14 protein-coding genes and 2 tRNA genes are annotated in these 14247 nt (G+C 62.2%); 3 read left to right on the forward strand and 13 right to left on the reverse strand.

The window, feature by feature from the left end; all coding sequences use genetic code 11:
• Positions 1–127 precede the first annotated feature (127 nt).
• Both CAF92_RS07250 and CAF92_RS07255 read right to left on the reverse strand, forming a co-directional pair.
• Positions 128–203 (reverse strand) — tRNA-Thr (locus tag CAF92_RS07250).
• Between the two features lie 98 nt (positions 204–301).
• Positions 302–550, reverse strand: coding sequence for a hypothetical protein (locus CAF92_RS07255; protein WP_046614507.1), 249 nt, complete (start codon positions 548–550; stop codon positions 302–304).
• Between the two features lie 571 nt (positions 551–1121).
• Here CAF92_RS07255 and CAF92_RS07260 point away from each other — a divergent pair.
• Positions 1122–1397, forward strand: a complete 276-nt coding sequence (locus tag CAF92_RS07260; RefSeq protein WP_013970482.1) for a DUF3077 domain-containing protein — start codon at positions 1122–1124, stop codon at positions 1395–1397.
• A 269-nt stretch (positions 1398–1666) separates the two neighbouring features.
• Here the strand turns inward: CAF92_RS07260 and CAF92_RS07265 are convergent, their stop codons facing one another.
• From CAF92_RS07265 to CAF92_RS07285, 5 genes are all read right to left on the reverse strand, one after another.
• Entirely contained in the window at positions 1667–2872 is a 1206-nt protein-coding gene (locus CAF92_RS07265; protein ID WP_085599994.1) for a methyltransferase, read from the reverse strand.
• Positions 2873–3000: 128 nt separating this feature from the next.
• Positions 3001–3690, reverse strand: a complete 690-nt coding sequence (locus CAF92_RS07270; protein ID WP_015268628.1) for an ABC transporter permease — start codon at positions 3688–3690, stop codon at positions 3001–3003.
• On the reverse strand, positions 3690–4382 hold the full coding sequence (locus CAF92_RS07275) for an ABC transporter permease (protein ID WP_025337363.1): 693 nt from the start codon (positions 4380–4382) through the stop codon (positions 3690–3692). Before CAF92_RS07275 ends, CAF92_RS07270 begins: the two co-directional genes overlap by 1 nt.
• A gap of 54 nt (positions 4383–4436) precedes the next feature.
• A complete protein-coding gene (locus tag CAF92_RS07280; RefSeq protein WP_046614504.1) occupies positions 4437–5192 on the reverse strand; it encodes an ABC transporter substrate-binding protein in 756 nt (251 codons plus the stop codon).
• Between the two features lie 11 nt (positions 5193–5203).
• Positions 5204–5977, reverse strand: coding sequence for an ABC transporter ATP-binding protein (locus CAF92_RS07285; RefSeq protein ID WP_085599996.1), 774 nt, complete (start codon positions 5975–5977; stop codon positions 5204–5206).
• A gap of 664 nt (positions 5978–6641) precedes the next feature.
• Here CAF92_RS07285 and gabP point away from each other — a divergent pair.
• Positions 6642–8027: a GABA permease gene (gene gabP, locus CAF92_RS07290; protein ID WP_085599998.1), complete on the forward strand. Its 1386-nt coding sequence runs from the start codon at positions 6642–6644 to the stop codon at positions 8025–8027.
• A 181-nt stretch (positions 8028–8208) separates the two neighbouring features.
• Here gabP and CAF92_RS07295 read toward each other — a convergent pair whose 3' ends face one another.
• Positions 8209–8652: a hypothetical protein gene (locus CAF92_RS07295; RefSeq protein ID WP_085591890.1), complete on the reverse strand. Its 444-nt coding sequence runs from the start codon at positions 8650–8652 to the stop codon at positions 8209–8211.
• A 59-nt stretch (positions 8653–8711) separates the two neighbouring features.
• The gene (gene ppk2 / locus CAF92_RS07300; RefSeq protein WP_046614502.1) at positions 8712–9692 is read right to left on the reverse strand and encodes a polyphosphate kinase 2; all 981 of its coding nucleotides are present in this window, start codon (positions 9690–9692) and stop codon (positions 8712–8714) included.
• 192 nt (positions 9693–9884) lie between these two features.
• On the opposite strand from ppk2, the gene CAF92_RS07305 reads away from it, so the two are divergent.
• Positions 9885–10091, forward strand: coding sequence for a hypothetical protein (locus CAF92_RS07305; RefSeq protein ID WP_046614501.1), 207 nt, complete (start codon positions 9885–9887; stop codon positions 10089–10091).
• Between the two features lie 139 nt (positions 10092–10230).
• Here the strand turns inward: CAF92_RS07305 and CAF92_RS07310 are convergent.
• The 4 genes from CAF92_RS07310 to CAF92_RS07325 all read right to left on the reverse strand — a co-directional run bounded on the left by CAF92_RS07310 (position 10231) and on the right by CAF92_RS07325 (position 13976).
• Positions 10231–10306: transfer RNA gene (locus CAF92_RS07310), tRNA-Phe, on the reverse strand.
• A 90-nt stretch (positions 10307–10396) separates the two neighbouring features.
• Positions 10397–10669 carry an oxidative damage protection protein gene (locus CAF92_RS07315; protein ID WP_003257478.1) on the reverse strand — a complete coding sequence of 91 codons (273 nt, stop codon included), beginning with the start codon at positions 10667–10669 and terminating at the stop codon, positions 10397–10399.
• Positions 10666–11733 (reverse strand): A/G-specific adenine glycosylase, encoded by a 1068-nt coding sequence (gene mutY / locus CAF92_RS07320; protein ID WP_085600000.1) that lies wholly within the window; start codon positions 11731–11733, stop codon positions 10666–10668. Before mutY ends, CAF92_RS07315 begins: the two co-directional genes overlap by 4 nt.
• Positions 11730–13976 carry an AsmA family protein gene (locus tag CAF92_RS07325; protein WP_085600002.1) on the reverse strand — a complete coding sequence of 749 codons (2247 nt, stop codon included), beginning with the start codon at positions 13974–13976 and terminating at the stop codon, positions 11730–11732. Before CAF92_RS07325 ends, mutY begins: the two co-directional genes overlap by 4 nt.
• Positions 13977–14247 lie beyond the last annotated feature (271 nt).

The following is a 14247-nucleotide window of genomic DNA, read 5'->3' on the forward strand; positions in this document are numbered from 1 at the left end:
CAGCCCATCGCAGGCAAGCCAGCTCCTACACCGAGCGCATCGACCTCAAGGCCAAGGCTGATGTGGTTGGGCGACCCTGAAAACAAAAAAGGCCCACCTTTCGGTGAGCCTTTTTTGATCCTGCGTATGGTGCCGGCACCAGGAATCGAACCCGGGACCTACTGATTACAAGTCAGTTGCTCTACCATCTGAGCTATACCGGCAATGGGGCGTCATTATAACGATCGGTTGGCGCCTGTAAACCACTTCGTTGCGAATGTTCGCAAATGACCTAAGTCACCGACCTGAAAGAAGAATTTTCCTACCAGCCGCGATGGATGGTGGTGACGCTTGGCTCGGTTTTGCCTGGGTTGAAGAACAGCTTGTCGTTGTCGCAGCCGCGCTTGCGGCAGGGGCTTTCGGTGCGCAGGGGCAGGCCGTTGTCGCCGCCCAGCTGCATGCCGGGGTGGTTCCAGCCAAGGCTGCTGGTGGGGTGGGGAGCGGTGCCGCTGGCGCAGCCGGTCAGGGCCAGGGTGAGGGTCAGCAGGGCGAGGGGCTTGGTCTGGGTCACAATGGTCGGGTCCGTTAGTCCATGTCGGTTCTGGCGCAACGCCAGAAGGTCGCGGGGCTGGCGGGCAGCGCGCGACGTCACTTTTTAATGATTTGGGGGGCGGATGATACACCGTTGGGCGGGATCAGCGGTGGGGCTTTAGCTTTTTGCTGCCTGTTCTGGCCTCTTCGCGGGTGAACCCGCTCCCACAGGGATATCACTGTTCTCAAGCCATGTGTGATTCCTGTGGGAGCGGGTTTACCCGCGAAAGGGCCATCAGCCGTACGAAAATTCTGAACTAGGGGGCTAATGGCTTCAGGGTTCGGATGCTTCGGAACTATCCTACGCGCGCCGCCGAAGTATCGCTGTTGTCGGGGAAATGGCTCACGGATACCGTTTTCGGGTCGCTCTGGCGACCGGGTGTGAGAACCCAAGTCGAATAAGCGCTACCCCTTTTTGGTGGCCGTACGCGGGCAGACTTTGGTCTGGCCGGGCTTCCTTATTCGACCGGTTTCTCACCCCGCGTACGGCTGCCACCCAAATCCGTGAGAAAGATTTCTGGCAGTCCCCTCCCCGAGTAAGGATTTGTGCCATGAAGAAAACCATCATCGAACCCATCACCACCGCAGGCGTGGAAACCTTCCTCGCAGCCGGTAACCCATCCCTCAATCTGCTACGCGTCGAGCCCGGCGTCCCCGTCGATGCTGCCTATGAGCATGTCTCGATTCTGATGGGCTACATCAAGCACCTGGTGCGCGAGGGGGATATGGAGGATGACCATAAATTCCTGGGTGCCGCCGATTATCTGTGCGACATGGCCAAGGCGCTGATGAACGATATCGAGATTGCCAAGAACAAGGCGCATTGAAAGGCTCCCACAAGGCACCGCGCAAATCAGGCCATTCTGAGTAAGGCTTTAGAAGCAGTCGTCAACCACAAGAAATGTTTATGCACAAGTGGCATCGGCGTCTTGCGCGAAAGGCATGCCGGATCAGTACACCGCCTGTCTTTGCGCAAACGCCTGTTTTTACTGGCCTTGACGGGCAAGCCGGAATAAGCCAAGCGTTTGAAATAGCGCTTGGATCCAACAGGTAATCACAAGCTTGTTCACAGAGTTATCCACAGGTTGTGCTACGGCTAACAGTCGCGTTCGGCAAGGATTAGCAAGTTGCGCGGGGTGAGTGGGTAGTCGCAGAACAGTCCAAGGCGCACGTTGTAGCCTTGTTCTTCGAGGAACAGGGCGCGATCGAGTACCAGCCACAGCTCCAGCGGCCGGCGGAACAGGTTGCGCACGCGCTCCAGGTTGCGGACCTCGGCCAGGCGTTGCCAGCCTGCGGCTTCCAGGGCTGCCCAGTCCGGGTTGCCAGTCAGCTGCAATTGCTTGAGTTCGGCCAGGTCGCGGCAGTACTGCTCGAAGGGCTTCTCCAGCCAGGCCACGGGTAGCGATGGTGTCGGCAGGTACTCGTCGGTCTGGCGCTGCTGGCGTTGCAGCAGGTCGAAGCCCAGGCGTCGGGCCATCGAGGTGTCGCGCTGGCGTCGTACGCGGGCGCCGGCGGTAACAGTTTCGCTCAAGGGCAGGCCCAGGTCGTCCAGTGACAGCCGCAGGCTGGAGGCTTGCGCGGCTGTGGATAACGCCTGGTACTGCTGCGTCGCGATGCGGTTGTAGCAGCAGGGGGCTACGGCCAGTTGCCGGCAACCTTGCTGGCTGGCCAACTGCATCAGGCGCACATGCAGGTCGCCACAGGCGTGCAGGGCGACCACGCTTTTGTCGCCAGCAAGGTGGCGGGCACTGTCGTTGGCCATCACGTCCTGGTGCACATGCTGCGCCGGCAAGTGGTGGTGCGCGCTCAGGGCCTGGCCGGCGGCGACCAGTTCGGCATCGTATTCCAGGCAGGTCAGGTGTTGGCCGGGTTGCAGCAGGCGGCGGCCCAGGTGGCCTTTGCCGGAGCACCAGTCCAGCCAGTGACGGGGCTGTTCGCGGAAGGCCAGGTGGCTGGCGAAGGCTTCGATCTGCTGCCATTTGCGGCCGGGGACGGCGACGTCGAGGCGGTGCGCGGCGGTGGGTAGATCGGTCGCCGGGAGGCTGCCGAGTGCCGAAAGCTGTCGGGCTTGCTGGGCCAGTTGCGGGAACGGGGCGGGCAATGGGGCAGCGGTGGTGTCGGTTTCGGCGTCTGCCAGGGAGCATTGGCGCAGGTGGGCGGCAAGCTCGGGGTGGGCGGTTTCCCAGGCCAGCTGCAGGCTGGTGAAGGGGCGGGGTTTCCACAGCTGCTGGTGCTCGATCAGGAACTGGTCGAGGGCCTGGAAGCGGGTGCTTAGGTGGGGGCTGTGGAGGTGGTTGGGCATGGCAAGGATGTGTGGTGGGTTCGAGGGCCTCTTCGCGGGCACGCCCGCTCCCACAGGCATAGCGCCACATTCAAGGTTGGCGCTACACCTGTGGGAGCGGGCGTGCCCGCGAAGCAGTCAGTGAGGTCTCAGCGGCCCTGGCAGGCATCCACGCGCAACCAGCGCTCCAGCAGCTTGAAACCCTGCACCAGCACGAACGAGATCACCAGGTAGAACACCCCGGCGGCAAAGAAGATCTCTACCGGCAGGTAGGTGCGGGCGATGATGGTACGGGCCATGCCGGTCAATTCCAGCAGGGTCACGGTACTGGCCAGGGCGCTGGCCTTGAGCATCAGGATCACTTCGTTGCTGTACGCCGGCAGGCCGATGCGCGCGGCGCGTGGCAGCATGATGTAGAACAGCGTCTTGCCCCGCGACATGCCCAGCGCCCGCGCCGCCTCGATCTCACCCTTGGGGATCGACTGCAGCGCGCCGCGCAGGATCTCGGCGATGTAGGCAGCAGTGTGCAGGGTCATGGTCAGCACGGTGCACCAGAACGGGTCGCGCAGGTACGGCCACAGCGAACTCGAACGCACCGCGTCGAACTGCGCCAGGCCGTAGTAGACCAGGAACAGCTGCACCAGCAGCGGCGTGCCACGGAAGAAGAAGATGTAGCTGAACGGCACCGCGCGCACATACCAGTGGCGCGAGGAACGGGCGATGCCCAGCGGGATGGCCAGGATCAACCCGGCAACCACCGCGATGGCCACCAGCTCCAGGGTCAGGGTCGCACCCTGGGCCAGGCGTGGCAGCCATTTGATGATGACTTCCCAATTCATTATTCGGCCCTCGCAAAGCCGCGAGCGGCGCGTTTTTCCATGAAGTGCATTCCGGTCATCGCAATGATGGTGAGGCTCAGGTAGATGCAGGCCGCGACCATGTAGAAGGTGAACGGCTCTTTGGTCACGGTCACGCCGATTTGTGCGTGGCGCATGATTTCTTCCAGGCCGATTACCGATACCAGCGCGGTGTCCTTCATCAGGATCATGAACAGGTTGCCAAGGCCGGGCAGGGCGATGCGCCACATCTGAGGCAGGATGATCCGCGACAGGATACGGCCTTTGGACAGGCCAAGCGCCAGGCCGGCTTCACGGTGGCCCTTGGGGATCGCCAGGATGGCGCCACGGAACACTTCGGTGGCGTAGGCGCCGAAGCACAGGCCCAGGGCGATCACACCCGCAGCGAAGGCGCTGAGCTCCAGGCCCGGCATGTTCAGGGCTTCACCGAGGGCGTTCATCAAGCCGACGGTGCCGAAATAGATAAGCAGTACCCACAGCAGTTCGGGTACGCCGCGAACCAGGGTCGAATAGAAGCCACCAAGCCATTGCAGCGGCTTGATCGAGGAAGTCTTGGCCAGGGCGCCGAGCAGGCCCAGGACCAGGCCCAGCAGCAAGGCGCAAAGCGCCAGTTTTACGGTCATCAGGGTGCCGGCCATCATGGCCGGACCGAATCCGTGCAGGTCGATATTCATGGGCAGGTCATTCTAGGGACTGGCGCGCCGCAAGGGCGCGCCGGTCGGGGCGGATCATTCGATGCTGAACGGGAAGTACTTGTCGTTGATCTTCTTGTACGTGCCGTCGGCCTTGATTTCTGCCAGGGCCTTGTTCAGGTCGTCGCGCAGTTTGGTGTCACCCTTGCGCACGGCAATACCGATCTTGTCGCTGTCCATCACCGGCTCGCCCTTGAACTCGAAGTTCGAGCCGTCTTTGCTCTTCAGCCACTCGTACTGCACGTACTTGTCGGCCAGGATGCCGTCGATGCGACCGGAAACCAGGTCGAGGTAGGCGTTTTCCTGGGTGTCGTACAGCTTGATCTCTACGTCGTCACCGTAGTTGTCCTCCAGCCAGGTGCCAGCCAGGGTGGCGCGCTGGGTGCCGATCACCTTGCCCTTGAGCGAGGCCTTGTCGGTCTTGAAGTCGACGTTTTTCGGCGCGATGAACTGCAGCTTGTTGGAGTAGTACGGATCGGTGAAGTCCACGGCCTGCTTGCGCTCGTCGGTGATCGACAGCGACGACACCAGGAAGTCGAACTTCTTGGCGTTCAGGGCCGGGATGATGCCGTCCCAGTCGGAGGTCACGACCGAGCACTCGACTTTCATCTTGGCGCACAGGGCGTCACCGATGTCTTTGTCGAAGCCGACCACGTTACCGCTGGCATCCTTGTTGTTGAACGGTGGGTAGGCGGCTTCGATACCCATGCGCAGTTTTTCTGCGGCCAGGGCGTTGGCCGACATCACCAGCGTGGCAGCAGCTGCCAGGAGGAATTTCTTGTAAGTGTGCATGTATTGCTCCGTTAGCGGTGGCTGGACATGAATTGCTTGCAACGCGCCGAGGTCGGGTTTTCGAAGACCTGCTGCGGCGATCCCTGCTCTTCGACCAGGCCCTGGTGCAGGAAGACGACTTCACTGGACACATGGCGGGCAAAGCTCATCTCGTGCGTCACCAGCAGCATGGTACGGCCTTCTTCGGCCAATGCGCGGATAACGTTTAGCACTTCCTGGACCATTTCTGGGTCGAGCGCCGAAGTTGGCTCGTCGAACAGGATGACCTTGGGCTTCATGGCCAGGGTACGGGCAATGGCGGCTCGCTGTTGCTGGCCACCGGAAAGCTGGGCGGGGTAGCTGTGGCGCTTGTCGTAGATGCCCACCTTGTTCAGCAGGGCTTCGGCGGCTTCGATGGCCTCGGCCTTGCTCTGGCCGAGCACGCGGCGTGGCGCCTCGATGATGTTGTCGAGGATCGACATGTGCGGCCACAGGTTGAAGTTCTGGAAGACGAAGCCGATCTCGCTGCGCAGGCGGTTGATCTGGCGGTTGTCCGCGGCGAACAGGTCGCCGTTCTTGGCGGCCTTGAGCTTGAGGGCTTCACCGGCGACCAGGATTTCGCCCTGGTGCGGGTTTTCGAGCAGGTTGATGCAGCGCAGCAGGGTGGACTTGCCGGAGCCGGACGACCCCAGGATGGAGATCACGTCACCGTCGCGCGCGGTCAGCGAAATGCCCTTGAGAATTTCCTGCTCGCCGTAGCGTTTGTGCAGATTGCGGATTTCCAGCGCGGGCGTGGCCTGAGCCATGTGCGGTCCTCATGTGTACGGGTGCGTTCCCAGCTGTTGGCGGCCTTCCTGGCGTGCGCCACGCTAGCATAGCGGCATTATCACGGCCAACAGGGTCGCTGGGGACTCGGGGCGCTGGTGGGGCAGTTTGTCGCATCGTTGCAGCGCAACGTCGCGCGGATGTCCGCGAAGGCATCGCCCAGCACCAGAGCCTTGATGAAAAAAGGCGCGATGGTGCCAGCTTTGGCCCGCTCATGGAAGCGGTTTTAGACCTTTCGCGGGCATGCCCGCTCCCACAGGTTCTTTAAAATGCCCAAATGGTTGCACCCGACCTGTGTGAGTGAGTATGCCCGCGAACGGGGGCGGTCAGGTGCTGAGGTTGTACCTGCAGGTTGCACTTTTTGGCATTGCAGTGGTGCACGGGTGTTACCGGGGAGCACCTTTGGTGCGTTTGTAAGTGAGTATTTCAGTAATCCGATGATTTAGCGGCCTTTCGGTCAGGCATTGGCCGAAAGCCCTCCAAACCGCATACCAAAAGGCTCGCAGACTTTTCTGACGAATGCATTCAGCACATGGCGCGCTTATTGCCAGTAGGAAACTGCCGATTGCAGCGACGCCCAGGTCAACCCCAGGCGCGCTCCGTAACCGCAGTCGGAGTGGTCCACTCCTTACAAAGGTAGTTTTAATGAGCGGTAACAATTCCAATGACCTCGCTCAGGGGCTCAAACAACGGCATGTGACCATGCTGTCCATCGCTGGCGTCATCGGTGCCGGCCTGTTCGTTGGCTCCGGCCACGCCATCGCTGCTGCCGGCCCGGCCGTGCTGCTGGCTTACGCTGCCGCCGGTACGCTGGTCGTGCTGGTGATGCGCATGTTGGGCGAAATGGCGGTCGCCTCGCCTGACACAGGTTCGTTCTCGACATATGCCGACCGCGCCATCGGGCGTTGGGCCGGTTTCACCATTGGCTGGCTGTACTGGTGGTTCTGGGTACTGGTAATTCCGCTGGAGGCCAACGCCGCCGCGGCCATCCTGCATGCCTGGTTCCCTGCGGTCGACCTGTGGGCGTTCTCCCTGGTCATCACCCTGGCGCTGACCCTGACCAACCTGTGCAGCGTGAAGAACTACGGCGAGTTCGAGTTCTGGTTCGCCCTGCTCAAGGTGCTGGCGATCATCGGCTTCATCGCTGTGGGTTGTGCTGCCTTGTTCGGCTTCGTGCCGAACAGCCAGGTAAGCGGTGCCAGCCACCTGTTCGACACCCAGGGCTTCATGCCTAACGGCCTGGGCGCGGTGCTGGCAGCCATGCTGACCACCATGTTCTCGTTCATGGGTACCGAAATCGTTACCATCGCCGCTGCCGAGTCGAAGGACCCGGGCAAGCAGATCAGCCGCGCCACCAACTCGGTGATCTGGCGTATCTGCCTGTTCTACCTGGTGTCGATCTTCCTGGTCGTGGCACTGGTGCCGTGGAACGACCCGGCCCTGGCCGAGACCGGTTCCTACCAGACCGTGCTGAGCCGCATCGGCGTGCCGAATGCCAAACTGATCGTCGACATCGTCGTGCTGATCGCCGTGACCAGCTGCCTGAACTCGGCGCTGTACACCTCGTCGCGCATGCTGTTCTCGCTGAGCAAGCGTGGTGACGCCCCGGCCATTGCCCAGCGCACCACCAAGTCGGCTACCCCGCATGTGGCGGTTCTGCTGTCCACTGCAGCGGCGTTCCTCTGTGTGTTCGCCAACTTCGTGGCCCCGGCCCAGGTGTTCGAGTTCCTGCTGGCCAGCTCTGGTGCCATTGCGCTGCTGGTGTACCTGGTGATTGCCGTGTCGCAGTTGCGCATGCGTGCCCAGCGTGAAGCCCGCGGCGAGAAGATCACCTTCAAGATGTGGCTGTTCCCGGGCCTGACCTGGGCGACCATTGCCTTTATCATCGCCATTCTGGTGGTAATGGCGCTGCGTGAGGACCACCGCGCCGAAATCATCGCGACCGCACTGCTGAGCATTGGTGTGGTGGCGGCTGGCTTGCTGGTGCACCGCAAGCGTGAAGCTGCCGGGCGGGTGGCGCTGGATAACTGATCTGCGCTAGCTGAAATGAAAAGGCCGCGTCCTGTGAAGGGCGCGGCCTTTTTTGTGGACTGTACCGGCCTGTTCGCGGGTAAACCCGCTCCCACAGGTACACCACATATCTTAATTTCTGTGATATCCCTGTGGGAGCGGGTTTACCCGCGAATGGGCCGGGGCAGGTCACATGGCCCTGTCAACCAAACTGCTTCTGCTGCTGTTGCTGCTTGGCAACCAGTTCAGAAGCCGCCACATAAGCTGCCTGGAACTCATCGCTCTCCAGCCAGGCCATGGTGGCCTCTTCGTCGGCCCCGTCCAGCCATTTGCGGTAGGCATTGAACACCAGCACGATGTAGTCGGTGGCGTGTTCTTCCTTGTGTCCCTTGAGCACCAGGGCCAGCAGCGGGTCTACCAAGAACACCGAAATCATCGGCACCAGGCCGCCTTCCTGGGCTTCCTTCATTTTCTTGAACAGTGGCTCGTAGCTGCCCGATTCCATGGCCTTGTTATACACCTGCTCGATGCTGGCGCTGTCGCCTGCGCTGGCCTTGACTGCCTGGCCGCTGCGTACCATGCGGTTCTGCTTGGCCTTGCTGGCGGCGCGCTTGGCGCGTTTCTGTTGCTTGGTAGGGGTGGCCATGGGGTGAATCCTTGGTGGGGCGGAAATTGCGCGTATTGAAGCGCAGCAGGCACGCCGATTCAACTGGCCTGCGGCTCTGCCTCATCTTCCTCGAAACCTCGCGATGCGCGCCCGACCAGCAGCGCATCCGGTGCATGCGCCACGCTGTGGTCCTTGCCCGGGTAATCCAGCGAATGCAGGAAGTGCCGGATGCAGTTGATCCGCGCACGCTTCTTGTCATCGGACTTGATCACGGTCCATGGCGCATCGGCAGTATCGGTATGGAAGAACATCGCCTCCTTGGCAGCGGTGTAGTCGTCCCACTTGTCCAGCGACTTGATATCGATGGGTGACAGCTTCCAGTGCTTCAGTGGGTCGTCCCGGCGCGAGATGAAGCGGCGCAGCTGCTCTTCGCGGTTCACCGAGAACCAGTACTTGAACAGCAGGATGCCGCTGTTGCACAACATCCGCTCCAGCTCCGGGGCCTGGCGCATGAATTCCAGGTATTGCAGCGGCGAGCAGAAATCCATCACCTTTTCGACCCCGGCGCGGTTGTACCAGGAGCGGTCGAAGAACACCATTTCGCCCGCTGTGGGCAGGTGCTGGATGTAGCGCTGGAAGTACCACTGGCCTTTTTCCTGCTCGGAAGGCTTTTCCAGGGCAACGATGCGCGCACCGCGAGGGTTAAGGTGCTCCATGAAGCGCTTGATGGTGCCGCCCTTGCCTGCGGCATCGCGCCCTTCGAACAGGATCACCACGCGCTGGCCGGTTGCCTTAACCCAGCTCTGTACCTTCAGCAACTCGATCTGCAGTGCGTGCTTGGCCTTTTCGTAGTCCTGGCGACGCATGCGGGTGCGGTAGGGGTAGCTGGCCGGCAGGCGGGCCGAGGTGCTGTCTTCGTTGCTGCCCTTGGGGGCGGTGGCGACTTCCAGTGCTGCAGGTTGCTGGCTGATGCTGGTGATCGTCGGCTCCGGCTTGCGCTGGCGTGGGCGGCGCATGCGGGCTGTGGTGATGGCGGGCTCGCTGGGAGCGGGGAGCAGGAGGGGGGATTCTTCGCTCATGGAGGTCCTTGCGGATCGGGTCGGATGTCCATGCTCCATGCTATCGAGAGTTGGCGGCTGCCTCGTTGATGCGGGTCAATGGCTAATGGCCTGGCGCCACCGTGTCATCGGTTCCACCTGTTGTGGGCTGCAAGCGCCAAATAGGCTGCGTAAGCCTCGCACGGTGTGGGGCACTTGAACTGGAGGTTACGCATGAAGCACTACTTTTATCTCAACTTCATCAGCTATGACGAAGACGGCGAGGAGGTGGGTTACCGCTCGGGAACTCTGCCTGCTGACAGCTATCGGGTGACCGCTGCGGACATCAAGAAAATCGCCGATTCGGTCCCGGGCCAGACGCTGCATTTGTTGAGCGTCTCCTACTTGGGGCAGATGACGCAGAGTGAGTATGAGGGTTAAGCGTTTTTGTAGTGCGGCCCCCCCTTGATGAGGCGGGGGCTTTCCTGGAGGACAAAAAACACAGACAACAAAAAACCCACACTAGGCGGGTTTCTTGTTGTCGCTTCGGGTAACTTTGCAACCACCAGAAGCTTGAAGGTGGTGCCCAGAGACGGAGTCGAACCGCCGACACGAGGATTTTCAATCCTCTGCTCTACCGACTGAGCTATCTGGGCGACGAGGTGAATTAAATAGACTTTCAGACCGCTCGTCAACGACTTTTTGAAAAAATTTTAAATTAATTCCGTCGCTTACGTTCCGTGGGGTCATTCCGAGGGTGGAACGTAGCCTTCCGCCTGGGCGTATTCTTCGCCGGCGAAAAACTTGTCCATCTCACCCTGGAGGAATTTGCGGTCCTCGGCGTTCATCATGTTCAGGCGTTTTTCGTTGATCAGCATGGTCTGGTGCTTCTGCCAGTCGGCCCACGCTTTCTGCGAGATGTGTTCGAAGATGTCCTGGCCCTTGGCGCCGGGGTAGGGCGGGCGTTCCAGGCCTGGCAGTTCTTCTTTGTACTTGCGGCACATCACGGTGCGGGTCATCGGGCGTCTCCTGCAATCAGTTCGTCGGCCGCGCGTTTGAGCAGCTTTTTCACCGGGGCGGCGAGGCCCAGGCGCGGCGGGGTGGCGAGGTTATACCAGAGCCAGTCGGCCTCGGCCACGTGCTGGCCGACCGGGTCGACGCGCACCAGCCAGGGCTCGATCGCCAGCTGGAAGTGGCTGAAGGTATGGGTCAGGCCGTCCATGGCGCGGCTGTCAGCCAGGCGAAGGCCGTGTTGGTAGGCCAGGTCGTCGAGCTGGGCGATGTCGTCCAGTTCCGGCAGGCTCCACAAACCACCCCACAGGCCGCTGGACGGGCGTCGGTAAAGCAGGATGGCGCCTTCGTGGTTGGCCAGCAGCGGCATCAGTGTGCGGCGTTGCGGCAGTGCCTTGCGCGGCTTGGGCTCGGGGTAGCGGGTTTCCTCACCGTGCAGGTGCGCTTCGCAGCCTCGCTGCAGCGGGCAGATCAGGCAACTGGGCTTGCTGCGAGTGCACAGCGTGGCGCCCATGTCCATCATCGCCTGGGTGTAGTGGTTGGATCGCTGCTGCGGGGTAAAGCGTTCGGCCGTGGCCCACAGCTGGTTGGCCACCTTGGGCTCGCCGGGGTAGCCAGCCTGGGCGGTGTAGCGGGCCAGCACGCGCTTGACGTTGCCGTCGAGGATCGGTGCGCGGATGCCCATGCTGATGCTGGCGATGGCACCGGCGGTGGAGCGGCCGATGCCAGGCAGCTCGGTGAGCTGCTCGACACTGCGCGGGAATTCGCCGCCATGCTGTTCGACCACGATCTTAGCGGCCTTTTGCAGGTTGCGTGCCCGGGTGTAGTAGCCCAGGCCCGTCCACAGGTGCAGCACCTCGTCCTCCGGCGCCTCGGCCAGGGCCTGCACGGTCGGCAGGGCCTGCATGAAGCGGTCGAAGTAGTTGAGCACGGTGCTGACCTGGGTCTGCTGCAACATGATTTCCGACACCCACACCCGGTATGGGTTGATGCCCTGTTGCCAGGGCAGGTCGTGCCGGCCGTGTTCGTCATACCAATCCAGCACAGCGCTGGAGAACTGCTCGGGGCTCATCGCTTGAACAGCCCCTTGAGCGCGTCTTTCAATTCAGGGCTCACTTTGTCTCCGAGTTTTTCATCGATCTTGTCCTGCAGGCGGTTGCCGGCCAGCTTGGCGGCAACCTTGCCCAGGCCGTCCTGGTCCAGGCGACAGGCTTTGGCGCCCAGCTCAAGCGGGCCGCGGCAGCGCAGCGGTATTTCGACACCCACATAGCGTTCGTTGACCTGGCAGGCCGGGTCCGGCATGGCGCGCTGGTCGCCTTCGACGACCACGCCAACGTTGTAGTCCATGCCCAGTACACGCAGGTCGAGGTCACCATGGCCATTGACGGTCAAGCCCGGAATGCGCGCCTTGAGGTCCGGGTTGTTGGCAACGCCATTGCGCACCACCAGGCTGCCGCGCAGTTCCTGGAACGGGGTGTCCTTGCCGCGTGGCTCGCCGGTGAGCGATTTGCGGTTCAGCGTGGCGATGGCCTTGCACAGCTGCTGTTCCAGGTTGGCATTGACCAGCACGCCGTCGTTGATGACGAAGTTGGCGTTGCCGTTGAGGGTGTCGACCAGGGCCTTCTGGCTGTTGCCGGTGGCGGTCAGGTCGCTGGCCAGGGTCAGCAGGCCTTTGACCGGTGGCGTCTGTTCCTTGCCCTCGGTCTTGATGAAGTGTTCCACCGGCACCCGCTGGATGCTGGTATTGACGCCCAGTTGCGGCACGGCAGGGCGCACATCGACGGTGCCCTTGGCCTCGAAGGTGCCGTTGTACAGTTCACCGCGCAGGGTTTGCAGGGTCAGCAGGCCGCCCTGGCCGGTGGCCTTGAGCTGGGCCTCTTCGATCGGCAGTTTGTCCAGGGTCAGCGAGCCGAAGGCCAGGTCGGCCTGCAAGTCCAGGGCGCGTAGGCGGTCGACCGGCAGCAGCTTGTCGTCGCTCCAGGCGACCTGGGTCGGGGCGTTGGGAAGCGGCGTGGTGCCAGGGCCGGCGACCGCGCTGGCTTCCTGTTGCTTGATCTCGGCCTGGCGCGCGGCAGTGGCGCCCTTGGCCTCTTCACTCTCGGCCGGCAGGTAGCGGTCGGCGTTGAAGGTGTCGCCCTTGAGCTGCAGGCGCAGAGCCTGTTTGGCGAAGTCTTCGACGGCCACGCGGCCACTGAATGTGCTGTCATCCAGCTTCACCGCCAGGTCTTCCAGGGCCAGGCTGTTCGGCGTGCCCTGCAGGCGGGTGACCAGTTCCAGCTTGGCGAAGGCCGCCGGGTCGTTGGTGGCCGGCAGCGGGCGGCCGATGCTGTCGAGGAAGGTGCGCAGGTCGAACTGGGCGATGGACAGGCCACCGCTAAGCTGTGGCGCCTTGTCCAGGTCACGCAGGTTCAGTTCGCCCAGGGCGCGCAGCTGGTTGGCCGAGACTTTCAGGCCGTTCCACGAGGCGACATTGGCGGCCAGGTCGACCAGCACCTGGCCTTGGGCAGCGAAGGTCACGGTCTTGCCGCCGGTGGGCTCGCCCGAGGTTTCGCCCGACAGGCGCATGTCTTCGAAGTTGTAGCGCTTGAGCTTGCGGTCGAAGCGCAGCTCGCCGGCCAGTTCGGTGCGGGCCTTGATGTTCGGCTGGCTGGCACTTAGGAAGGCGCTGGCCTTGAGCGGAATGTTCGCCCCTTCGTGGACCGGACCGGTGCTCAGCTGGATACTTTCGGCGCTGTAGCTCTGGCCGGTCTTCGCATCGGTGTACTGCACGCGTGCGTTGTTCACGGTCAGGCTGTCGATGTCCAGCTTGACGGCGCGTTCGTTGCTGGCGACCGGTGCCGACGCCTGTTCAGCTGGTGCCTGGGCCGGAGCACTGGCCTGCGTATCGGCGCTGGTGCCGTTCTGCGCGGACAATGGCTTGCCGATGTCTTCCCAGTTGCCATGGCCCTGTTCGTCACGGGCCAGGGTCAGGTTCAGGCCCTCGACGCGCACGTCGCTCATTTGCACTTCGCGGCGCAGCAGTGGCAGCACACGCACCGACAGGCCGAGCATCTGCAGGTCGGCGAACGGCTCCTTGGGTTTGTTCAAGGTGGCAATGCTCGCTTCGTGCAACTCCAGGCCCAGCCACGGGAACAGGCTCCAGCCGATGTCCCCGTTGAGGGTCAGCTCGACGTGAGCCTTGTCACGTGCCAGCTGGCGAATCTCGTCTTTGTAGTCGTTGGGATCGAAGAGGTGGGTCAGGGCGAAGCCCAGCGCCACGATGATCAGCAGCAACCCGAGAAGCCCAAGTCCCAGGATTTTGCCGAACGCTTTCATGGGCGAGTCCTTGTAGTCCGTTTTTGAAATTCAGGCGCCAGAGTATAGCGCCGCAGTGGTTGCCCCTGCGTATTCGACCAGAGATACGAGACATTTCCTATGCGTGCATCAGATGGTACGGCTTTCGACAGCCATGATTTTGTCAGTTCCGAACGTGCGGCCTGAACTGGCCCTATCGCCGGCAAGCCAGCTCCCACAGGGATCGCGCTGTTCCCGAGGTAGGTGGGGTACTTGTGGGAGTTGGCTTGCCGGCGATAGGGCCGGTAAAGGC

The sequence above is a fragment of the Pseudomonas sp. B10(2017) genome, from assembly GCF_002113295.1.
Taxonomy (GTDB): Bacteria; Pseudomonadota; Gammaproteobacteria; order Pseudomonadales; family Pseudomonadaceae; genus Aquipseudomonas; species Aquipseudomonas pudica.

What these genes read in the sequence shown, in the direction of transcription:
- CAF92_RS07260 (WP_013970482.1), top strand. Translation starts at nt 1,122, where the DNA reads ATGAAGAAAACCATCATCGAACCCATCACCACCGCAGGCGTGGAAACC.
- CAF92_RS07265 (WP_085599994.1), bottom strand. Translation starts at nt 2,872, where the DNA reads ATGCCCAACCACCTCCACAGCCCCCACCTAAGCACCCGCTTCCAGGCC.
- CAF92_RS07270 (WP_015268628.1), bottom strand. Translation starts at nt 3,690, where the DNA reads ATGAATTGGGAAGTCATCATCAAATGGCTGCCACGCCTGGCCCAGGGT.
- CAF92_RS07275 (WP_025337363.1), bottom strand. Translation starts at nt 4,382, where the DNA reads ATGAATATCGACCTGCACGGATTCGGTCCGGCCATGATGGCCGGCACC.
- CAF92_RS07280 (WP_046614504.1), bottom strand. Translation starts at nt 5,192, where the DNA reads ATGCACACTTACAAGAAATTCCTCCTGGCAGCTGCTGCCACGCTGGTG.
- CAF92_RS07285 (WP_085599996.1), bottom strand. Translation starts at nt 5,977, where the DNA reads ATGGCTCAGGCCACGCCCGCGCTGGAAATCCGCAATCTGCACAAACGC.
- gabP (WP_085599998.1), top strand. Translation starts at nt 6,642, where the DNA reads ATGAGCGGTAACAATTCCAATGACCTCGCTCAGGGGCTCAAACAACGG.
- CAF92_RS07295 (WP_085591890.1), bottom strand. Translation starts at nt 8,652, where the DNA reads ATGGCCACCCCTACCAAGCAACAGAAACGCGCCAAGCGCGCCGCCAGC.
- ppk2 (WP_046614502.1), bottom strand. Translation starts at nt 9,692, where the DNA reads ATGAGCGAAGAATCCCCCCTCCTGCTCCCCGCTCCCAGCGAGCCCGCC.
- CAF92_RS07305 (WP_046614501.1), top strand. Translation starts at nt 9,885, where the DNA reads ATGAAGCACTACTTTTATCTCAACTTCATCAGCTATGACGAAGACGGC.
- CAF92_RS07315 (WP_003257478.1), bottom strand. Translation starts at nt 10,669, where the DNA reads ATGACCCGCACCGTGATGTGCCGCAAGTACAAAGAAGAACTGCCAGGC.
- mutY (WP_085600000.1), bottom strand. Translation starts at nt 11,733, where the DNA reads ATGAGCCCCGAGCAGTTCTCCAGCGCTGTGCTGGATTGGTATGACGAA.
- CAF92_RS07325 (WP_085600002.1), bottom strand. Translation starts at nt 13,976, where the DNA reads ATGAAAGCGTTCGGCAAAATCCTGGGACTTGGGCTTCTCGGGTTGCTG.